The 20,941-nt window shown below is 41.0% G+C and carries 20 protein-coding genes; 7 read left to right on the forward strand and 13 right to left on the reverse strand.

The window, feature by feature from the left end:
* Positions 1 to 321: 321 nt before the first annotated feature.
* On the reverse strand, positions 322 to 1,278 hold the full coding sequence (locus tag A4245_RS11290; protein WP_067727931.1) for an L-threonine 3-dehydrogenase: 957 nt from the start codon (positions 1,276 to 1,278) through the stop codon (positions 322 to 324).
* 36 nt (positions 1,279 to 1,314) lie between these two features.
* Positions 1,315 to 2,505 (reverse strand): glycine C-acetyltransferase, encoded by a 1,191-nt coding sequence (locus tag A4245_RS11295; RefSeq protein WP_067727933.1) that lies wholly within the window; start codon positions 2,503 to 2,505, stop codon positions 1,315 to 1,317.
* 218 nt (positions 2,506 to 2,723) lie between these two features.
* Here A4245_RS11295 and A4245_RS20795 point away from each other — a divergent pair, with 218 nt between their 5' ends.
* Complete coding sequence (locus A4245_RS20795) at positions 2,724 to 2,855, forward strand: hypothetical protein (protein WP_267886914.1); 132 nt, start codon at positions 2,724 to 2,726, stop codon at positions 2,853 to 2,855.
* A 105-nt stretch (positions 2,856 to 2,960) separates the two neighbouring features.
* On the opposite strand, the gene A4245_RS11300 is transcribed toward A4245_RS20795, so the two are convergent.
* On the reverse strand, positions 2,961 to 3,752 hold the full coding sequence (locus A4245_RS11300) for a 3D domain-containing protein (protein WP_067727934.1): 792 nt from the start codon (positions 3,750 to 3,752) through the stop codon (positions 2,961 to 2,963).
* 345 nt (positions 3,753 to 4,097) lie between these two features.
* A complete protein-coding gene (locus tag A4245_RS11305; RefSeq protein WP_067727936.1) occupies positions 4,098 to 4,985 on the reverse strand; it encodes a DUF1002 domain-containing protein in 888 nt (295 codons plus the stop codon).
* A 333-nt stretch (positions 4,986 to 5,318) separates the two neighbouring features.
* Between A4245_RS11305 and A4245_RS11310 the strand changes: the two genes are divergently transcribed.
* Entirely contained in the window at positions 5,319 to 6,518 is a 1,200-nt protein-coding gene (locus A4245_RS11310) for an MFS transporter (RefSeq protein WP_067727937.1), read from the forward strand.
* A 173-nt stretch (positions 6,519 to 6,691) separates the two neighbouring features.
* Positions 6,692 to 6,937 (forward strand): YuzB family protein, encoded by a 246-nt coding sequence (locus A4245_RS11315; protein ID WP_067727938.1) that lies wholly within the window; start codon positions 6,692 to 6,694, stop codon positions 6,935 to 6,937.
* A 685-nt stretch (positions 6,938 to 7,622) separates the two neighbouring features.
* Here A4245_RS11315 and A4245_RS11320 read toward each other — a convergent pair.
* From A4245_RS11320 to A4245_RS11360, 9 genes are all read right to left on the reverse strand, one after another.
* On the reverse strand, positions 7,623 to 8,792 hold the full coding sequence (locus tag A4245_RS11320; RefSeq protein ID WP_067727939.1) for an iron-containing alcohol dehydrogenase: 1,170 nt from the start codon (positions 8,790 to 8,792) through the stop codon (positions 7,623 to 7,625).
* Positions 8,793 to 8,808: 16 nt separating this feature from the next.
* The gene (locus tag A4245_RS11325) at positions 8,809 to 9,186 is read right to left on the reverse strand and encodes a RidA family protein (RefSeq protein ID WP_067727940.1); all 378 of its coding nucleotides are present in this window, start codon (positions 9,184 to 9,186) and stop codon (positions 8,809 to 8,811) included.
* Positions 9,187 to 9,249: 63 nt separating this feature from the next.
* Positions 9,250 to 9,885 carry a lysozyme family protein gene (locus A4245_RS11330; protein ID WP_199860679.1) on the reverse strand — a complete coding sequence of 212 codons (636 nt, stop codon included), beginning with the start codon at positions 9,883 to 9,885 and terminating at the stop codon, positions 9,250 to 9,252.
* Complete coding sequence (locus A4245_RS11335; protein ID WP_067727944.1) at positions 9,882 to 10,319, reverse strand: hypothetical protein; 438 nt, start codon at positions 10,317 to 10,319, stop codon at positions 9,882 to 9,884. Before A4245_RS11335 ends, A4245_RS11330 begins: the two co-directional genes overlap by 4 nt.
* A complete protein-coding gene (locus A4245_RS11340; RefSeq protein WP_067727946.1) occupies positions 10,316 to 11,668 on the reverse strand; it encodes an MATE family efflux transporter in 1,353 nt (450 codons plus the stop codon). Before A4245_RS11340 ends, A4245_RS11335 begins: the two co-directional genes overlap by 4 nt.
* A 107-nt stretch (positions 11,669 to 11,775) precedes the next feature.
* A complete protein-coding gene (locus tag A4245_RS11345; protein WP_067727947.1) occupies positions 11,776 to 13,776 on the reverse strand; it encodes a TRAP transporter permease in 2,001 nt (666 codons plus the stop codon).
* Positions 13,773 to 14,321, reverse strand: coding sequence for a DUF1850 domain-containing protein (locus tag A4245_RS11350; protein ID WP_067727949.1), 549 nt, complete (start codon positions 14,319 to 14,321; stop codon positions 13,773 to 13,775). Before A4245_RS11350 ends, A4245_RS11345 begins: the two co-directional genes overlap by 4 nt.
* Before the next feature lie 89 nt (positions 14,322 to 14,410).
* Positions 14,411 to 15,409, reverse strand: coding sequence for a TAXI family TRAP transporter solute-binding subunit (locus tag A4245_RS11355; RefSeq protein ID WP_067727951.1), 999 nt, complete (start codon positions 15,407 to 15,409; stop codon positions 14,411 to 14,413).
* A gap of 136 nt (positions 15,410 to 15,545) precedes the next feature.
* Positions 15,546 to 16,616, reverse strand: a complete 1,071-nt coding sequence (locus A4245_RS11360; RefSeq protein ID WP_067727953.1) for an NAD(P)H-dependent flavin oxidoreductase — start codon at positions 16,614 to 16,616, stop codon at positions 15,546 to 15,548.
* A 288-nt stretch (positions 16,617 to 16,904) separates the two neighbouring features.
* Here A4245_RS11360 and nikC point away from each other — a divergent pair, with 288 nt between their 5' ends.
* The 4 genes from nikC to A4245_RS11380 are packed head-to-tail and all read left to right on the forward strand — an operon-like array spanning position 16,905 to position 20,862.
* Positions 16,905 to 17,807 (forward strand): nickel transporter permease, encoded by a 903-nt coding sequence (gene nikC, locus A4245_RS11365; protein ID WP_067727955.1) that lies wholly within the window; start codon positions 16,905 to 16,907, stop codon positions 17,805 to 17,807.
* Between the two features lie 16 nt (positions 17,808 to 17,823).
* A complete protein-coding gene (locus A4245_RS11370) occupies positions 17,824 to 18,780 on the forward strand; it encodes an ABC transporter permease (protein ID WP_067727968.1) in 957 nt (318 codons plus the stop codon).
* Positions 18,781 to 18,824: 44 nt separating this feature from the next.
* A complete protein-coding gene (locus tag A4245_RS11375) occupies positions 18,825 to 19,868 on the forward strand; it encodes an ABC transporter ATP-binding protein (protein WP_067727970.1) in 1,044 nt (347 codons plus the stop codon).
* A complete protein-coding gene (locus tag A4245_RS11380) occupies positions 19,843 to 20,862 on the forward strand; it encodes an ABC transporter ATP-binding protein (protein ID WP_067727971.1) in 1,020 nt (339 codons plus the stop codon). Before A4245_RS11375 ends, A4245_RS11380 begins: the two co-directional genes overlap by 26 nt.
* Positions 20,863 to 20,941 lie beyond the last annotated feature (79 nt).

Genomic DNA, 20,941 nt, shown 5'->3' on the forward strand with positions numbered 1-20,941 from the left:
CCAACTATTGGGGGTCACACCAAAAGCGAAGTGTATACGGGCTGCGGCTGCCGAAGTCACTTGCTTCCATTACCAGGTTAGAGACTCAACATAGATGTTACGTCGCATTTTATATCTACTATGCAATAATTAAAAAGCATACCATCTTGATAAATAGCCTTATTTTCATCAGATTCACAAGGGGATTATTAGAAACATTCGAAGTTTAACCCAGTTAACTGTTTAAGCTAATTTTCTTGGTGCGAATGGTGAGTTATTATTTCCCGAATCGGATTCAAGCCAGCAAATCCCTATTTTTTTAAGAGATTTCAGCCGTCCAGATTATTTTCCGGCAGCTGATGCCTTTTGGCTGATTTTGCCCAGCATGTCGGCAGTCATCCGATCAATATCATACTTCGCTTTAAATCCCCATTCCTTCGTTGCAGCGGTAGAATCTAACGAATTTGGCCAGCTTTCTGCAATATTTTGCCTTATTGGGTCAACTTTATATGCCAGCTTGAACTCGGGAATATGTTTTTGAATTGCCTTTGCGAAATCTTCTGGTTCCGCGGACATAGCAGAAATATTGAATGCATTGCGATGGATAAGCCTCTCTGTATCCGCTTCCATTAGTTGAATGATTGCATCCAGTGCATCCGGCATATACATCATATCCATATATGTCCCTTTTGCAATATATGACGTGTATTCCTTTTTCTTCACCGCTTCATAGTAAATTTCAACAGCATAATCTGTCGTACCCCCGCCAGGTGGTGCTACATGGGAAATCAGCCCTGGAAAACGGACACCGCGGGTATCCACACCAAATCGGTGATGATAATAATCACATAGGAGTTCTCCTGCCACTTTATTCACTCCGTACATTGTTGTAGGACGCTGTAATGTATTCTGCGGTGTTCCATCCTTGGGAGTGGTTGGTCCAAATGCACCGATGGAGCTTGGTGTAAAAAATTTCATGTTAAGTTCTTTTGCTGTTTCCAGGGCATTAATCAGGCCTCCCATATTTATATCCCATGCTATTCTTGGAAACGCTTCTGCCTTTGCAGATAGTAGTGCGGCAAGGTGCATCATTGTATCCGCTTCATACTTTTTCGCCACATTCCATAATTGTTCCCCATCTGTTACGTCAACAGCCTCAAATGGTCCTTCATCCTCCACGCCATCAACTTTTCGTATATCCGTACCAATGACATTTTCCGCTCCATATATCTCCCGCAATCTACCAGTCAGCTCTGACCCGATTTGACCAAGAGCCCCAGTTACTAGAATCTTTTTCATTTCAACAACCCCTCTAACCAGATTGTCATATGTTAATCAAATCAGTCCCATTTCTTTGCCTACTTTTTCATATACGGAAATTGCTTCATCAAGCATTTCTTTTGTATGGGCAGCTGTTGGCATATTACGAACCCTTCCTGTACCTCGTGGTACGGTAGGGAATACGATCGATTTAGCATATACTCCCTCTTCATACAGCCTTTTGCTGAATTTCTGGGCATTTTTCTCATCACCGATTATGCAAGGTGTAATTGGTGTTTCACTATTGCCGATATGAAAGCCTAATTTTTTTAAGCCCTTCTTTAGATAATTCCCATTTTCCCAAAGCTTTTCATTTAATTCTGTGCTTTCCATCAACAGTTCAATTGCTCTTGTACTTGCGATTGCATCTGCCGGGGAAACTGCTGTTGAAAAAAGGAATGGTCTTGAACGAACCTTCAGCCAATCAATGAGATTTTGCCTGCCAGCCACATACCCGCCGATAGCGCCAATTGCTTTTGACAACGTCCCCATTTGAAAATCAACTTTATCCTGTAAACCGAAATGTTTTACCGTACCTGCGCCTTTGCCTGTAACACCTGATCCGTGGGCATCATCCACATATGTTATCAGATCGAATTCTTCCGCAATCTTAACGATTTCAGGTAGATTCGCAATATCTCCGTCCATTGAAAATACGCCATCGGTAATAACCATTATTTTGTTATATTCGCCAGATTCAACTGCTTCTTTAGCCTTTTGGCGCAAGTCAGCCATATCGGAATGTTCGAAACGGATAATTTTAGCTTTTGAAAGACGGCAGCCATCGATAATCGATGCGTGATTTAAGGAATCGGACAAAATAGCATCGTTTTTGTCCATCACTGCAGAAATCGCAGCCATATTACAATTAAACCCAGACTGATAGGAAATCGCCGCTTCTGTCCCTTTAAACTGGGCAATTTTTTTTTCAAGATTTATATGAAGGTCAAGTGTACCATTTATTGTACGAACCGCTCCGGCACCAACACCATGGGAATCAATTGCTTCTTTAGCCGGTTTTTTCAGCCGCTCATCTGTTGCCAAGCCAAGATAGTTATTGGAAGATAAATTGATGAGTTCTTTTCCATCAATACGGATTACAGGACCGTTCGCACCCTGAATGGTATCGATTTCATTATAAAGTCCTCTGGCTTTCAAATCGGCAATATTGTCGTTGAGGAAACTGTCCAGCGCTTTACTGGTCATATGATGAACCCTCCTTCGTTTTTATAATGATTTTCTTGCAAATGTGTACCTTTTTTCAAGTTTAACACAAACAATTCTAAATGTTTAATGTGTTTTGATTTTTAATTTTGCCTACCAAAGTGAATACTATTTCTTTTTTACTGTATTTTCCTATGGTGATTTGTGCTTGCATCTATTATACTGATAGTAAATATATTAATTGCTGGAGGAAGTGTTAAATGAGAAAGGTATTACTGGCATTATTTGCAATGATTATTGTCGGAATTGGTATTGCAGGATATAATGATTACACAGAAGAGCCAAATGAAGTTATTGAAGAAAAAGGTTATTCCACTGAAATTAAACTATAACTAGATCATATATGTTTAGATTCCATACAAAAAAGGAAAGCACATAATATAAGTGCTTTCCTTTTTCAACTACTGGCAAGAAACGATTGGGACACGAAAATATGATTAGTCGACAATCGTTACGTCAACTGTTTTTACGCCCCATTCGAAAGCTTCACCTTTAGTAGGGACATGCAGGTCAATTTTGTTTCCTTTAATGGCACTGCCGATATCGGCTGCTGTTGCATAGCCATATCCTTCAACATATACTTCCGATCCTAATGGAATTACATTAGGGTCAACAGCAATTACTTTGGCATTGGGATTTTTGTTAAGATCCACGCCAGTATAGGTAACGCCTGAGCATCCTTCACAACCTGCAGTGTATGCAGTTGCAGATACGGAAATAGTTTTACCTTCCGTTTCCTGTTCTGTGTTTTCCGCTACTTCCTGGGATTTGACTGTTGCTTCATTTTCAGTACTTTGGCTTGATTGATTCTGTGCTTTTACTGGAGCTTCTTCTGTTGCTGCTACTGTTTCAGCTGGTTTTGCATCTTCACTGTCTACATTTACACCTTTAATATATAAATCTTGTCCAATAACGATTAAATCAGTTTTTAAGTCATTCCATTCGATTAACTCATCTGCTGATATGTTATATTCTCTAGCAATACTGTTCAATGTATCTCCACGTTTTACCGAATATGTATCGTTAATAAACAACAATTCTTTCGGGTGGATCACCGTAGATTTTAAATCATTTATATCTATCAACTCTTCAACAGTAGTGTTGTGCTTGTTTGCTATTTTCCATAGACTTTCTCCATTTTGTACCTGATGTTCTTCAGCTGAAACTGTTGTTGCAGCCGTGCCAGTAATAAAGATACCTGCAACGATTGCTGCTACTAATTTTTTCATCTGATTTACCTCCTTGATTTTCTGACAGTCTCTATCGTATCACAGCAGTTTCGGGAAAGCAGTTACAGGAGGTTTAAAAGTGTATTACAAGAATTACCAAAATCTCTTTATATATTACAAATGTAATAGATTTGATACATAAGTACCTTGTTATCCCTAATACATTACAAAATACACAGAAAAAAGTCATTATGAAACAGTTCTACTTTACTATCTTGAAAACAGCAATCGCTATTTTTGATGCTGTCATTTTTTGAAGCATCTATCAACCACAGACCAGGCATAACAAAAGGACTCAGTTCTTCATGAGTCCTTTTGTTCGTGTTATTTTATTGCTGCCAGTCATTAATTAAATAACCCTTTAAGAAAGTTGCTTAGCGATGCAAAAATTTCACTGAAAAAATTAGCTACTTTTTCCCAGAATCCTGCATCAAGTCCAAGTTCATCTGCTTTGTCGGAAATCGTATTTGCAATATCCTCCAGCTGGTTCTTTACTGCACCAAAGTCAATATTCAAATCGCGCATTTTATCTACCAGATTAATGAGCATTTGACGATCCTCTTCACTTAAGTTAATTTCCAGGTTTTCCAATTGTTTGCTGACAATCTGCTCCACATCTTCCCTCGTGGCCGGGTTTTGTTCGGCAATCATTTGTTTAATTTCAGTAAGAAGTGTACTTACATCCTCCTGGGAGACATCTTCATTTTCAGCAAGATCTGTTGCAACGTTCAATTCGTCATTCGCAAGCTCCATGCGTTCTTTGTCAAGTTCCTCGCCTTCTACATTATACGCTTTATAGATCCCGGTTAATGCAGAATGCCCGCTCACCTGTACTGGAGAAACAACATCAACGGTTGCATTTTCTGCTCCTGCAGTCAGAAGGGCATTTTCATACATCGCTCCGGTCACCTCCGTAATGTTTTCCGGTGTGATAATATTGACATTCAGCCCAGAACCTTCATCTTCAAGAATGATTCTTGCGGAGGAATACATGTTGGAATTGGGATTTCCATTGATAAAATCTGCATAGTCCTGACCTGTTACATCATGTTCTTCTACTGTTTCATTGTCGGATATATCAAGAAGATTACGAACCTCCTCCCGTTGTGACTCACTTAATTTCTCACCATAAATCAGGATCGTGTTAGAAGCTGCTGAAACCGGAACAGCAAGTCCGATCATTAGTGTAAATGCCAGAAGACACAGTCCAAACCTTTTAAATTTATGTTTCATCGTTAATATCCCCTTTTTCAAAGAATAAGAAAGTACAAATTTGGCAGCAATTAACTCTTTCACCTAAACAGCCACGCCCGCTTTTGTTCAGTCTATACTAATAGTATGCTTGTACAGGTAAATAAGATCACTTGTTTGTCATTCTATTATAACGTTTTTCGCTTCGTATGCACATATTTTCTCCGTTAATTTCTTAAGAACGGTAATTAGGTGAGCAGAAACCTTTAAATAAATTTCGTGTTGATGTATATTTAGGGTAGCGAAATAAAATGAAGAAAGAAGGTCTTTGGAATCAAAGATACAGACCAAACCGTAAAGCGAAATTTGGCTATTATGTGGTTTGCCAACTTTTTTGTCAGTGGCAGTATGACAATGGTTATTCCATTTATCTCACTATATATTGATTCAATGGGTGACTTCTCCGATTCTTATGTACAGACATGGTCGGGGTTAACATTCGGAGTAACGTTTATTGCTGCATTCCTCTTCTCTCCCATTTGGGGAAGAATTGGAGATCAATATGGCAGAAAAAACATCCTGATTATTTCAGCATTTGGAATTGGACTATCCGTTTTTCTTATGGGGTTTGCCACAACAGTATGGCAGCTTTTTTTATTACGGCTGTTTATGGGTATCGTGACAGGATTTATTCCGATGTCCCAGGCATTCATATCAACGCAGACACCAAAGGAGGAAGCAGGAAAGATTCTCGGTACACTTCAGACAGGAAGTATAACGGGTATGCTAATGGGGCCGATGCTAGGTGGCGTATTAGCAGATGCTTTTGGGTATACAACTACATTTAAATGGGTATCGATAACCATCTTTATTTCCGGAGTTCTTGTAATGTTCGGTGTGAAAGAAGTGAGACTCAAATTATCCAATGATAAAAATGATTATAAATCGTACAGCAGCAGAGAAGTCTTACAGTATATTATACAAAGGCCCGTACTGCTAGTTGTTATGCTGCTCTCTGCTCTCGTACAAATAGCTCATTTCAGCATACAGCCGATTCTATCTCTATTTGTGGAGGAAATTCATGGTCCTGCAAATATAGCATTTTTTGCAGGGCTGGCTTTCTCTGCAGCTGGGCTCGGCAACTTGATTATGTCTCGTAAATGGGGCACGCTCGGGGACCGACTCGGTTACATCAAAATATTGATCGCTCTCTTATTCGTGGCTGGTTTCGTTTATTTACCTGGTGCATTTGTAACTAATATTTGGCAGCTTGTCATTTTAAGATTTCTGCTTGGCGTTTCGATTGGTGGTATTGTGCCGTTACGAATTGCTTATATCAGGCAGGAGGCACCTTTATCCATGCAGGGAGAAGTACTTGGGTATAACACAAGCCTGCGTTTCCTCGGAAACATTATCGGACCTGCCCTCGGAGGTATCGTTGCTGCTGCGTGGGGATTCCCATCAGTGTTCTTCATCACAAGCATGCTGCTCATACTTAGTGGAGTTATCATGTTAGTTGCCTGGTATAAGTATGAAAATTCACCAAAGGATTCTCATTCTTTTTCATCTCGGTGATTATAACTCAATGCTTAGGGTTACCAACGCAATCAGGACAGAAAGCATCATTGCTTACCGCTTTTCATGAATGTTTCCGAGCCGATCATGAACCGAATAATTGAATTGTTTCGGTAAATATGCTAAAACTAACAGTGTCCTATTAAAACCTATTAAAGAAAGAAGTGATAGCAATGGGCATAGTCGTTGTGGAAGTCTGTGACGGTAATGCAATCACTACTTTAGATATAGAAGGTATCATTGAAGCAGAGTTTCCTGAAGTTGCAGTGCTTATGAATGAGTGTCTTTCATTTTGCGGTCTATGTGCCGTACGTCCATATGCGCTTGTTAACAATAAGCGGGTTTGGGGTAAAACCCCGGAAGAATGTCTTGAAAAAATAAGAGAAGAAATAAGAAAAGAACTGGCTGTATATCAATAAAACAGCCGGTTCTTTTCTTTTTTCGACAATAATTATTTCCCAGGAAATATATTGTCGAATTATCTTTATTTAGGATTAAGCATCTTTTCTTACCTTTTTTGCTTCGCAGTAGATATATAATGCGAAGTAACTACTATTTGTATTAGAACTTTGGCACGAATAATGGAAGCGAGATACTTCGGCGACCGCTCTGGGAAATACACTGCGCTTTTCGCGGGCGGCTGGTGAGCCAACTTGCGCTAAAGCGCTTCGTTGTCTCACCTATGCCTCTGCTCCCGCAGAAGTCTCCGTGTATTTCCCAGAGCTGATTAGAAGATTACTGCCAATTATTATCCTTCCAATAGCTATTGATTACGGAAGAATTTACGTCGTGCACTGAAAGTAAATCAAATGTGTTGATTGTTCTTGCGCAAAATTATTTATTTTGATAAAACACCATACCAGCAGCCCGTATACACGTAGACTCCAGCGGGAGGAAAGGCATAGGTGAGACACTGAAATGCGCTAGCATGAAGGGGCTCACCAGCCGCCCGCGGAAAGCGAAGTGTATACGGGCTGCGGCTGCCGAAGCAACTTGTTTTCATTAGAGATCTCACACAGATGTTACTTCGCAGTTTACCCATATTGTGTCACTTACAACAGCTTTTCGATAGGACAGATAACGCAGTTCCATCAACGCGTAAAATTAAAGACTTGCTTTAAAAATATCAAGCGAATCCTGTTTGGTAAGAATTTTATATCTGCCATACTCCGGTTGGGCTACAACTGTTTTTTCAGCCATTAATTCAATTGTGCTTTCATCAATATCATAATCCCTAAGAGTTGATGGGGCGCCAATGCTGGTCCAGAATTCACGGAGCCTGTCAATTCCTTCCAGTGCCGCTTCCTTATCTGACTTTCCAGTAGTATCTACTCCAAATACACGAACGGCAAGCTGTTTAAATCGAGGAGCATTTTCTTCATCCAGAACATGTTTCATCCAGTTTGGGAACAAGATGGCTAATCCTCCACCATGCGGGATATCGTGTACTGCCGATACCGCATGCTCCAGATTATGTGTTGCCCAATCACCTCGGAATCCCATATTCAGCATATTATTTAATGCAAGCGTCCCACTAAGCATGATTGTTGAGCGGTAATCGTAATTTTCCGGGTCTTCCAGAAGCTTTGGTGCAGTTTCCATTACGGTTAATAGAATACTTTCACAGAAACGATCCTGAACAGGTGTATTTGTCGCCTTATGGAAATAATGCTCCAATACATGTGACATCATATCAACGATCCCGTAGATCGTTTGATCACGCGGAACAGAAAAAGTGTTCTCTGGATCCAAAATGGAAAATTTAGGGTATGTATAGGCTGTCCCCCACCCATGCTTTTCATTGGTTTCCCAGTTTGTGATTACCGATCCTGCATTCATTTCCGATCCAGTGGCGGCAAGTGTTAAAACTGTACCGAACGGTAATGCTCCTTCCACCTGGACCTTCTTCGTAACAACATCCCACATATCTTCCTCTGTCGTTGCTCCAACCGCGATTGCCTTTGTGCAATCGATCGTACTTCCTCCACCTACTGCCAAAAGAAATTCAATTGCTTCGTCCTTACAGATTTTCACGCCTTTACGGACTGTAGAAATACGCGGGTTTGGTTCTACACCTGACAATTCAAATATTTCAGCGCCCATTTTACCTAATTCATTAATAACTTTATCATATATTCCATTTCTTTTTATGCTTCCTCCACCGTAAACGATTAGAACACGCTTCCCGTAAAGTTTTATTTCCTCAGACAGCTTTTCAATTTGTCCTTTACCAAAAATAAGTTTTGTCGGATTCTGATACGTAAAATTTTCCATGAAGAATTCCTCCTGATTATTTGGTATATGCGATAACGTCCATTTCAATTAAAACATCTTTAGGCAGGCGGCTTACCTCAACCGTTGCTCTCGCTGGATACGGCTCTGTTAAAAATCCACCATAGATTTCATTCACTTTCGTAAAATCATCCATTGATGATAGATAAATGGTGAATTTAACAACTTGTGAAAAGTCAGTACCTGCCTCATCAAGAATTGCTTTTAAATTTTCAAGTACTTGTTTTGTCTGATTTGCAATTCCTTCAACTACTTCACCGGATTGTGGATTAATTGGGATTTGCCCTGAAACGTATAGGAAGTCACCTGCCTGTATTGCCTGGGAATATGGACCAATTGCTGCTGGTGCTTTTTCTGTGTAGATTGCTTTTACCATTTTAACTCCTCCTAATAGGTTAATATGTTGTTTTGTCTAGGTTTATCTGCGCTTTTCTTTATCTTACCAGTTTCTCAATTCCATTGCTAATACATCCCTGTATTGCATAACAGAACGAACATAGTATATGTCTCCGTAGCATGCCTCATACTGCTTGGCCTCTTCACGAAGACATGTATAGATCGATTGGTCGGGCGCAGTCTCGTACATTTCCCTTGAAAAATCGATGGCAGCCTCTTCTGAATATGTACCCTTTTCTTTTCTTACATAATCAATAAATCCTCGTCCAAAGTTATAGGATTGAACCGCCAATTGCAGGTCGCCATTCGCATCTTTCAAAGTTTTTGAAAAATAATAGACTCCTTGTTTTATAGATAATTCGGGATCGTTGATACATCCTTTTTTCCCACAATAGCTCTCAGAGGATTGCATCGGGTCAGACCCTCTCCCCCCGGATTCCTGCATCATCATTGCCAGAAGTACATCTGCATACTCAGAAACTTCATACTCTGTGGCATATTTTTCCACGACCGGTTTGTAGTTCCAAACCTCGTCACTGATCATAGGGGATTTCTTTTCCGAAACATTAAGGGGATTCTCATATGTCAGGAATGACAGTAATAGAAACGCACCAATAAGCACTAGAGCTATTCCCAGAACCTGGTTTAAAGCCTGTTTCATTTTTTTGTTGATTTTCATGCTGATCTTTCCTTTTCAACTGTTACAACTATAAGAATCCAAACGACAAAACCATACAGCATATGCCCCGCAAGCCAATAAAATAAAGCTTCGAGATCAGCAATCCGAGGTGTCCGCTCCGATAAAGCTGTCGTACCATAAAGCAAACCACCGATTAGCGTATTAATGATGATATACGGCTTTGGTCTTGTCTGGATATTTCTAGACTTGAGCCAAATATACAAGACATATACAAGCACTACGGACACAATCAAGTGCAAAGAGAATTCCATTGTCCCACTTAAAACCCACTCTCCAACAACTGGAAAATAATCAATATTCATCAAAAGAACATATACTTTTTTGCTTGTCCACTGCTCAGCAAGCTTTAAAAATCCTCCGAGTATTAAACCTGATATAATACCTGTCATAAATAGCCTGATAACTAGTTTCATTGATTAGCTCCACTCGTTTTAAACAAATCCTTCTCCCTCCATTTACCGAAGCGATAATAAAGAATGGCAACCATGCTGCTGATGATAAAGCTCATTCCCATCCCCACCGCAATTCCAATGTCACCAAAAATCCCAGCAAATAACGCGGTGAGTGGGTAGCGTAAAACCCAAAACGAGATGATATTCAAAATGAGTACCTGATACATTGCGCCTGCTGCTCTGACTATTCCATTCAGAATGAAATTAATACCCAAAAACGGATAACATAGTGCAATAATCTGCAAATATCTTGTGCCAAATTCAATTGCCTCTTCTTCACGAATAAATAATTTTATACCGTATTCTGCAAAAAAGGCAACTATGATTCCTACGAGAAGCATAACAGAAAAATTGTATAGCACGCCATATTTAGCAATGTCTTTAACACGACGCCAATTTTTAACTCCTATATTTTGTCCTGCCATACTGCTAACCGCTGTACTGAGAGCATGGGCCGGGAGCATCAGTACACTATCAAGACGCTGTGCTGCACTGAAACCAGCTACGACTCCGCCGCCAAAAACCGTGACAACACTCATGATTGCAGCGGAACCTGCAGAGATTACGGACATCTGCAAGCCAGAGGGAATTCCCAGATTCAGAATCAAACGAACTTCTGATTTGGCTGGCAGTTTTGGGAGACTGAATGGAGCAAGTTTTTTATGCAGCATATAAAAAACTCCATATAAAAATGCAATTCCTTGGGAAAGGATCGTTGCGTATGCAGCACCCTCCACTCCCCAATCAAAGCCACTTATTAAAAGAGGATCCAAAAAGATGTTCAAAAGTACGGCAATTGTTACGAAGCGAAGCGGTGTTTTGCTGTCGCCAAGAGAGCGTAATACGGTACTTATAAAGTTATAACCAAACAGGAATAGGATCCCAAGGAAATTAATTTGAAGATAGGCATTTGCCTGGACCATCATTTCTTCTGGCGTACCAAGGAGCCATAGAAATTGTTCGGAAAACAGATAGCCGACAGGTCCAAGTATGATGGCAATTGTCGTCAATAACACCACAAATGCATTCAGATAGCTTTTTAACCCCTCTTCATTGTCTTTGCCCTTCTGTTGCGACAATATTGTCAGTGCAGCATTGTTTAATCCGATAATAAATGAAAGCACAATAAAAATAATCGTGCTTGATACACCTATTGCACCTAGTGCATTTGCACCGAGCAGGTTACCGACCCAGAGGCTGTCAATAAACTGATAGGATGTTTGCAGCAGGTTTGTGAGTATGATCGGACCGGAGAAAATAAATAATTGCCTTAAAATATTTCCTTGCGTAAAATCATGTTGCTTTTTCATAAGAAACCAGCCTTTATAAAACAATTGTTTTTTTACTTATAGATTAACAGAAAATGAAGGTGACCGAGTATATATACTCAATCACCTTCATTATAATATATTTTCATCTATGCTTCTCTTCCCAACCGTCTCAATTGGTCGTTTTTATCTTCTCTTTTAATGATTTGAATCACCAGAAGTACGGCAAATATTCCCAGACCGAAAAGATCCGTATTTCCTTCTGGATAGAGGAGCATGAACCCTGTTACCAGTGTAATGATTCTTTCAAACCAATTAAGCGGCTTGTACCAATAGCCAATCATACAGGCCCCAATGGCTATCATACCTACTAGTGCCGTCAGTAAAGCCCAGGTGACATCCAAAAAGCTGGCGTCAATCATCAGCAGAGTAGGGTTTAGCACAAACATGTACGGAATAATAAATGCTGCGATTGCCAGCTTTGCTGCATTAAACCCAGTTCGTATCGGCTCACCCCCGGATATCCCTGTTGCCGCAAAGGCAGCCAGCGCTACTGGAGGTGTGATGTCCGCGACAATACCAAAATAGAACACAAACATATGTGCAGCAAGTACCGGGATGGCAACCTCAAGATTATCATTCAATGCCAGGATTGCAGGCAATGCTATCGTTGACGTAATAATGTAGTTCGCTGTAGTCGGTGATCCCATCCCTAAGATGATCGAAGCGATCATCGTAAAGAATAACGTTAAAAGCAATTGTGCTTCAATTGAATTGGCAAGTGTACCGGCAATGCTTACGAGACTATTTCCTAGCTTAAGACCTAACCCGGTCTTGGTCACAACACCTACAATAATACCTGCACACGCAGTTGCAGCAGCAACACCCAAGGCGGTTCTGGCACCTGACTGCAATGCCACGATAAACTTACTTGGAGTGATGCGTGTATCTTTCCTGAACAGGCTGACAATAATTGTTGTTAAAATTCCATAAAGTGCTGCTCTTTCCACACTGACTCCTACGAATAAAAAGTATACAATAGCCAAAATCGGCAGTAATAAGTGAATTTTTTTGAGTACAGTTGCTTTAGGTGGTATATCTTTGTCAGGCAGACCATACAGACCGATTCTTTTTGCCTCAAGATGAGTCATGATCCATATTCCAGCAAAATATAAGATAGCAGGGATTGTCGCCGCTTTAGCTATATTCCAGTAGCTTTCTCCGGCAAATTCAATCATCAGAAATGCTGCCGCACCCATGATTGGCGGCATAATCTGGCCGCCTGTAGATGCAGCTGCTTCTACTGCTCCAGCAAAGTTTTTGTGATACCCAAGTTTTTTCATCATCGGAATCGTATACGAACCGGTGGTTACCGTATTCGCTACTGAACTTCCTGATATTGTTCCGTTTAATGCACTAGAAAAAATAGCTACCTTCGCAGGCCCGCCTGTACGTTTCCCCGCTATGGAAATAGCCAGGTCATTAAAATACTGCCCAACACCTGTCTGTACCAGAAATGCACCAAATAAAAGGAACAGGAAAATATAGGTGGAGGATACCTGTAATGGTGTGCCTAAAATTCCTTCCGTTGTAAAAAACATTGAGTCGACCAATTGGTTCAAACTCAACCCTCTATGGGCAAGCATACCAGGCATATTCGGACCCAATAACGCATAGGTGAGAAATAGTATGGCTATTATTGTGATCGGGAGACCGACTGCTCTTCTGGCGGCTTCCAGGACGAGCAATATAGCCACTCCCCCTATGATTAACTGTGTTCCATTGATGCTTCCAATTTGCTGGACAAGGGTATCATAGAATACCGGCCAATAGCCACAGACAATTATCGATAACAGAACAAGTATATAGTCATACCAAGGTATGGATGATTTTTTTGTTTTTCTTCTTGCGGGAAACAACAGAAATATCAATGATAACGCAAAGCCCAAGTGAATGGTGCGTTGAAGATACGCCGTATATTGCCCGAAAATTCCTGTGTAAATCTGGAATAGCGAGAAGGCGATTAACGTAAAAAAGATCACTTTGCCGACTATTCCGCCTACATCACGAGTATTTGACTCAGCATCATATTTCTCCAATAATTCCTGTTGTTCTTTCGTTAACTGATTCGGATCTTTCGTTTCACTCATTGAATTTTCACTCCTTCCAAATACTCCCATAGGGTTAGTTCTTCAACTTTCAAGGTAAACCATGCACCTGGTTCGAAATAGTCATTTAACCATACGACGTGCGTTTCTCCAGAGGTGTTTTTATCGGGTGAGGCGGATTCCCATGCAAGACGGTTCTCAGAAACCGTTTTTCCATTTCTGACCTTCATCGAGGAAAAGTAATTATCCAGATCTTTTACATGATATTTCCCATTTTCATAGACAAATGTTTCGCCTTCCTGGGCATTTGAAGGCATACCAATGCCAAATTCCTCATAAACAATCTCGTATTGTTTCATGTCATGGTTGTCCATCACTACATATTTTTCAACAACATCTGTCAAGTGTATTGAGTGGGTGAAAATCAGCTGGAATGTGTCTCCTGCTGAAATTGGGAGAAACGCTACTAAGTCGTTGGTGTTTTTTTCATAAAATACCAATGCAGTAAGAAAAGGGAAAAACAGGGAAAATCCTATTAAACTAAGTAATATAGTAATTACCATTATCATTTTTATTCTATGTTTCATATGCTGATCCACCTATGAAGCAAGTTAAAATCAAAAAACAGCCGACAGCCAAAGGTGGACAGTCGGCCATTTCTTTTTATTTTATTATCCTATTCTGCACTAATTCCTTCTTCATCGAAGTATTTTTGTGCGCCTGGGTGTAAGTCAATACCAATACCGTCTAAAGCAGTTTCAAGAGTAATGAATTGAGATTTGTCATGAGCCATGCTTGACGCATTTTCATAAACCGCTTTTGTAAGTTCATATACTGTATCTTCAGGAACATCCTCTGCCACAGCAAGCATTGCCAGTACAGCTACGGTTTTTACCTCTTCATCCAGTCCGTAAGTTCCTGCTTCGATTGCATCCTCTGCATAGTAAGGATACTGTTCAATCATTTCATCAATCTTATCCTGGGCAATCGGTACAATTGAAACGTCTACTGTAGCGGATAAGCCTTCTACAGCCCCTGTTGGCGTTCCTGCCGTAATAAATGCCGCATCGATGTTTCCATCCTGAATTCCGCCAGTAGATTCACCAAAATCAAGGTTTTGAGCATCGATATCGTCCATACTCATTCCGTGAACTTCGAGAATCTGTTCTGCATTGACGTAGGTTCCTGATCCAGGAGCCCCTACAGATACTGTTTTACCAGCTAAATCTTCAACAGATTCAATACCTGAGTCTGCTGTTGTCACAATTTGAATTGTTTCAGGATAAAGTGATCCGACAGCAAGCACGTTGTCAACCGGATTTCCTTCAAAAGCATTGACGCCTTCAATTGCATTGGCCACAACATCTGTCTGTACAAAGGCAAGTTCCGCTTCGCCCTCCTGTAATGCGATTACATTATCAGCCGATGCATTAGATGAAACGGCATCTGTCTGAATACCTGTTGCTTCTGTAATGTTCGTAGCCATTTCTCCACCGAGCGGGTAGTATGTACCACTTGTTCCGCCTGTCAGCATTTGCAGGAAGTCTGGAGCATCGCCAGCATCGCCATTCCCTTCGCCTTCTGAAGCCTCATTGTCATCCCCACCACATGCGGCGAGGAAAAGAACCATTGCAGATAATAATATCGCTTTCAAAAACAAGTTTCTCTTTTTCATAAAAAAACTCCCCTTTTTAATTAATTTTATAGTAAGGATATCTTACACTCAGTTTCATATTATTGTCAAATAATTGCCAACTTAATAGAATTGTAAAGTCATAACACTCTTAATCTGTAAAATCCATTCTTTTGGCCTAGGAATCGACTTTTTCTAGATGGATATTTTCTTGGTGGAATAACGAACTGATTATCTCCTCCACTGTCTCTTCTTCCTTGATTGCGCCTACACCCTGTCCAGCCCATAGAGATTGCACTTCCGCATTAGCATAGGAGGCACCAGCTGCACGTATGTCTTTTGTCAGTTCATTCTGAATAGGAAAAGGCAGACGGTCTATTCCACTTTGTTCCAATTCATTTATAAAACGGTTGCCAAGTGCCCTTGCAGGTCTGCCGGAAAATACATTCGTAATGACCGTATCACCATAGTCAGCTTTAACAAGGGCACGTCTGTAAGAGTCGTTCGTTCCCGCTTCTTTCGCCATCAGGAACCGTGTACCAAGCTGAACACCTGAAGCTCCCTGCTTTAAAAACCCTTCAATCTGTTCTTTTGCATGGATTCCTCCTGCAGCGATTACTGGAAGAGAAATATTCTCAAGAAATGACTGAACAAGCACATTCAGGCTAATATCACACCCATCAGGATACTGATCTGTATTAAAAGTTCCCCGGTGTCCTCCGGCTTCATAGCCTTGGGCCACGATGAAGTCGTACCCAGCGTCCTGCAGCAGCAATGCTTCATCCAAATTCGTCGCCATTCCTACAAGCAAAACATCACGCTGCTTCAATCGGTCGATCAGAAGCGATGATAGCACTCCAAACGCCGTACTGACCACAGGGATTTTTTCCTTGATTACCGTATAGACTTTTTCCTGCAAATAGTCTTTTACCTTTACCTGCTCCCTCCCCATTTCTATGCCAAGTTCCTTCCTGTAGGCATTCAATAGCTGCTGCATTTCCTTAATTTCCGTAGAAAACACTTCCAGATTCGTTGCAAAAATATTTACCGCAAACGGACGGTCGGTTCTCTGTTTCACTTCAGAAATTGTTTTCTTTAAAGAAGATGGGCTCATATATCCTGCTCCAATTGTGCCGAGTGCACCTGCATTTGAAACAGCAGCCACCAGCTCCGGTGTCGTGATTCCACCGGCCATGCCAGCTTGAATAATAGGTTTCTCTATATTCATTTTCTCGAGCAATTGTTCCATGGTAAATGAGCTCCTTCTCTAAATAATTTCTTCTTTCCCAGAATACCATATACTGAATATAATGACTAATGGAATTTATATAAATATTATTTTTCGACAGTTTTCTTCTATGTATCGTAGTATGTCGGAAATCCTGGGATGAGGAGCTTCCATCCTATAGAGCAAGATTCTATTAGACTTTCATAATACAGTTATACCCATATTGTAAAACCTCTTTTTCGTGGTATAATCAAAAAATAGCAAACCTATGAAACACCAATATATTATAGAGAGGATGTAAATAAATAGATGAGCCATTCGACAGAACATATAGACAATCCCAGAACTGCTGTAAAGCCTCCTAATCCACGGTTCAGAAACTGGAATATTGTTCTCCGGAAGCTGAAGAAAAATAAATCGGCCATGATTGGCGGCTTTCTCATTCTTTTCTTTATCCTTGTTGCATTAATCGGCCCATATATAACTCCCTATGCCCCACAAACACAAATTATGGTTAATAAACTGCAACCGCCTTCATTTGAGCATTGGTTTGGCACGGATAACTTCGGGCGTGACATTTTCAGCAGGATAATACATGGAACAGGCCTCACATTATTGGTTGGTTTCTTTTCTGTTCTGCTTGGAGCAACCGTCGGGGTATTATTTGGAATTATCGCCGGTTATTACGGTGGACGCATCGACAGTATTATCATGAGGCTGATGGATATCCTGCTTGCGTTTCCTGGAATTCTTCTTGCCCTTGCAATCGTTACCGTACTTGGCGGAAGCCTGGTAAATGTAATTATCGCGGTAGCAATTTCGTCTATCCCTGTATTTGCGAGGATTGTCCGCGGCTCAACTTTATCGGTTAAAAAGCTGGAGTACATTGACGCTATGAAAGCCCTGGGAGCCAGTGATGCGAGAATCATATTCAAACATATATTCCCTAATATAACTTCACCAATTATCGTACAAGCAACGCTTAATATCGCAACAGCTATTCTATCCGCCAGTGGTCTATCCTTCCTCGGATTAGGTGCACAACCTCCTACACCAGAATGGGGAGCCATGCTGAGTGATGGACGGAACTTCCTTTACAATGCACCACATGTGGCACTATTTCCCGGACTTGCAATCGTAGCCGTTGTACTTGCCTTCAACATGCTTGGTGATGGTTTAAGAGATGCATTTGATCCTAAAACGAAAGAATAGAAAGAGGTGAACGGTCTTGTTTAAATATATTATCAGGAGAATCATTCAAACTATCCCAGTGCTGATAGGGGTTTCTATCTTAGTATTCAGTATGATGCATCTCGTTCCAGGTGACCCTGCGCAAATTATGGCTGGTGAAAGTGCCCCGAAAGAACAGGTGGAAAATATCAGAGAAAGATTAGGCTTGAACGACCCGTTGCCTGTTCAGTATCTTTCCTATATAGGTGATGCACTGCAGGGAGACCTTGGCAATTCCATGCGCAGTGGCAGAGATGTCACAAGCGAAATTGGTGCACGCTTTTGGGTGACCGTGGAACTTGCCGTATACAGTACAATCGTAGCAGTTTTTATCGGATTGATTGCAGGCGTCATTTCTGCAACGAGAAAATACTCATTTGCTGACACTTCTCTCATGCTTATTGCGCTTTTTGGACTATCGATGCCTAATTTCTGGTTGGGACTCATGTTAATACAATGGTTTGCCATCGGTATCGATTTACCGAGCTGGGTTCCATTTATCAGTGATACAAGCTGGTTTAAGCCCTCTGGCTGGGGAAGCTTCCAACAGGTCGTCCTGCCGGTTATCACACTTGGTACAGGCAGTGCGGCGATTATCGCTAGAATGACACGCTCAAGCATGCTGGATGTTATTGGCCAGGATTATATACGTACAGCGAGGGCCAAAGGTGTTAAGGAGCGAATTGTCGTATACCAGCATGCATTAAAAAATGCACTGATTCCTGTTGTTACCGTTGTCGGACTTCAATTCGGCGGATTGCTTGGTGGCGCTGTGCTTACTGAATCTGTATTCGCTGTAAACGGAATGGGTAAATTGATTATTGATTCTATAAAAGCTAGGGATTTCCCAGTTGTACAAGGTACTATTTTAGTAGTTGCACTCTTGTTTGTAATTGTTAACTTAATTGTAGATATTACGTACAGATACTTGAATAAACGAATTGACCTGGACTAAAAATCTCAGACCATACCAATAGATTAACAGAAAGGAGAACCAATATGACAAGCGCACCCAATACGTATGAAAATATATTGGAAATAAAAGATTTACAGACTTCATTTTTCACTAAAGATCTTGAAGTTAAGGCTGTTGATGGTGTTTCATTTACCATTCCTAAAGGAAAGATTCTTGGTGTCGTTGGTGAATCTGGTTCGGGAAAGAGTATTACTTCCCTCTCCATTCTCCGTTTAATTGAAGACCCAGGGAAAATTGTTGGTGGCGAAATCCGCTTCAAGGGCGAAAACCTTCTGGACAAAACTGAAGCTCAAATGCGTAAAATACGCGGAAACGAAATATCCATGATATTTCAGGAGCCGATGACATCCCTGAACCCTACCTTTACAGTAGGACAGCAAATTAGCGAATCTTACAAAATACATCAGGGATTAAACAAAAAACAGGCAAAAGAGCGTTCCATTGAAATGCTGAAGCTTGTTGGAATCCCTTCACCTGAAAAACGTGTCGATCAATATCCACATGAACTATCCGGCGGTATGAGACAAAGAGTAATGATTGCAATGGCGCTCGCCTGTGATCCGGATTTGCTTATTGCTGACGAGCCAACAACCGCGTTGGATGTAACAATTCAGGCACAAATTCTGGATTTGATGAAGGATTTACAGGAACGTCTCGGTATGGGGATTTTATTGATTACCCACGACCTCGGTGTCGTTGCAGAGACATGTGACTATGTAGCTGTCATGTATGCCGGTAAAGTAGTGGAATTCACAGATGCGAAAACCTTATTCAAGTCACCTAAACACCCTTATACAGTTGGTTTGATGAAATCAATTCCACCGCACGACCATGATATAGAGGGCGACCTTTCCGTTATTAGAGGTTCTGTGCCAAGTCCTGCAGAAATGCCGAAAGGGTGCCGATTTGCCCCTCGCTGCCCGTTTGCTACAGATCTTTGCAGAGAGAACCTGCCTGACCTGATAACAGATGAAGAAGGTAACCAAATTCGTTGCTGGATCTATTCAGATGAATGGAATGGCGATCCGGAGGTGGATGTTCATGCAGAAACAGAAAGAACTACTTAAAGTTACCGACTTAAAACAATATTTCCCTATCAAAGGCGGAATCTTAGGCAGAACTGTAAATCATGTAAAAGCTGTTGACGGTGTATCCTTTACCATTTATGAAGGTGAAACGTTAAGTATTGTAGGTGAGTCCGGTTGCGGAAAATCAACAACTGGGAGAGCAATCCTCAGACTTGATGAACCAACAAGTGGTGAAGTGGAATTTGACGGGAATAATCTGCTTGATTACAGTAAAAAAGAGATGAATAAAGTAAGAAAAGATATGCAGATTATTTTCCAGGATCCATACGCATCCATCAATCCGCGCCATACAGTACGTCAGATACTGACGGAAGCAATGGAAATACAAAATTCCGTACCGAAACAGGAACGTAATGACCGTGTTCTTGAACTGATGCAAACTGTCGGTCTAGGGCCCCATCAGGCTGATCGTCTCCCACATGAATTCAGTGGAGGCCAACGTCAAAGAATTGGCATTGCCAGAGCACTTTCTGTTGACCCTCAGCTGATCATTGCCGATGAAGCTGTATCAGCGTTGGACGTATCCATCCAGGCTCAGGTCATTAATCTGCTTAAAAAGCTTCAGCGTGACTTTAAATTGACGTACCTGTTTATTTCCCACGACTTAGGAGTTGTCCGTCACATTTCTGATAGAATAATTGTTATGTATCTAGGAAAAATCGTTGAAATAGCTGATAAAAAATCATTGTTCAACAATCAGATGCATCCATATACGAAGGCACTGCTTTCTGCAATCCCTAGTACAAATACAGAGGTTAAAAGAGAGCGAATCATCCTAAAGGGGGATGTGCCTTCTCCAATTGATCCACCTGCCGGCTGCAGATTCCATACACGCTGCCCATTTGCCACAGACCTCTGCAGAACAGAGGTACCAGAACTTCGCAATGGAGACGGAATGACGGATGGCCACATGGCCGCCTGCCATTATATGGAAGAAATCAAAAACGGGGAGCATCAGCCGACGGTTGTTTAATACGTTGAAAAAAGACTCTATTCATAGCGAATAGAGTCTTTTACTTTTAAAAAAATAAGCTCAGAATGGTGAATTCACC

The organism is Oceanobacillus damuensis (assembly GCF_001618145.1).
Taxonomy (GTDB): domain Bacteria; phylum Bacillota; class Bacilli; order Bacillales; family Amphibacillaceae; genus Oceanobacillus; species Oceanobacillus damuensis.

Coding starts and splice junctions, on each gene's coding strand:
- A4245_RS11290 (WP_067727931.1), bottom strand. CDS start 1,278: ATGAAAAAGATTCTAGTAACTGGGGCTCTTGGTCAAATCGGGTCAGAG.
- A4245_RS11295 (WP_067727933.1), bottom strand. CDS start 2,505: ATGACCAGTAAAGCGCTGGACAGTTTCCTCAACGACAATATTGCCGAT.
- A4245_RS20795 (WP_267886914.1), top strand. CDS start 2,724: ATGAGAAAGGTATTACTGGCATTATTTGCAATGATTATTGTCGGAATT.
- A4245_RS11300 (WP_067727934.1), bottom strand. CDS start 3,752: ATGAAAAAATTAGTAGCAGCAATCGTTGCAGGTATCTTTATTACTGGC.
- A4245_RS11305 (WP_067727936.1), bottom strand. CDS start 4,985: ATGAAACATAAATTTAAAAGGTTTGGACTGTGTCTTCTGGCATTTACA.
- A4245_RS11310 (WP_067727937.1), top strand. CDS start 5,319: ATGTGGTTTGCCAACTTTTTTGTCAGTGGCAGTATGACAATGGTTATT.
- A4245_RS11315 (WP_067727938.1), top strand. CDS start 6,692: ATGGGCATAGTCGTTGTGGAAGTCTGTGACGGTAATGCAATCACTACT.
- A4245_RS11320 (WP_067727939.1), bottom strand. CDS start 8,792: ATGGAAAATTTTACGTATCAGAATCCGACAAAACTTATTTTTGGTAAA.
- A4245_RS11325 (WP_067727940.1), bottom strand. CDS start 9,186: ATGGTAAAAGCAATCTACACAGAAAAAGCACCAGCAGCAATTGGTCCA.
- A4245_RS11330 (WP_199860679.1), bottom strand. CDS start 9,885: ATGAAAATCAACAAAAAAATGAAACAGGCTTTAAACCAGGTTCTGGGA.
- A4245_RS11335 (WP_067727944.1), bottom strand. CDS start 10,319: ATGAAACTAGTTATCAGGCTATTTATGACAGGTATTATATCAGGTTTA.
- A4245_RS11340 (WP_067727946.1), bottom strand. CDS start 11,668: ATGAAAAAGCAACATGATTTTACGCAAGGAAATATTTTAAGGCAATTA.
- A4245_RS11345 (WP_067727947.1), bottom strand. CDS start 13,776: ATGAGTGAAACGAAAGATCCGAATCAGTTAACGAAAGAACAACAGGAA.
- A4245_RS11350 (WP_067727949.1), bottom strand. CDS start 14,321: ATGAAACATAGAATAAAAATGATAATGGTAATTACTATATTACTTAGT.
- A4245_RS11355 (WP_067727951.1), bottom strand. CDS start 15,409: ATGAAAAAGAGAAACTTGTTTTTGAAAGCGATATTATTATCTGCAATG.
- A4245_RS11360 (WP_067727953.1), bottom strand. CDS start 16,616: ATGGAACAATTGCTCGAGAAAATGAATATAGAGAAACCTATTATTCAA.
- nikC (WP_067727955.1), top strand. CDS start 16,905: ATGAGCCATTCGACAGAACATATAGACAATCCCAGAACTGCTGTAAAG.
- A4245_RS11375 (WP_067727970.1), top strand. CDS start 18,825: ATGACAAGCGCACCCAATACGTATGAAAATATATTGGAAATAAAAGAT.
- A4245_RS11380 (WP_067727971.1), top strand. CDS start 19,843: ATGCAGAAACAGAAAGAACTACTTAAAGTTACCGACTTAAAACAATAT.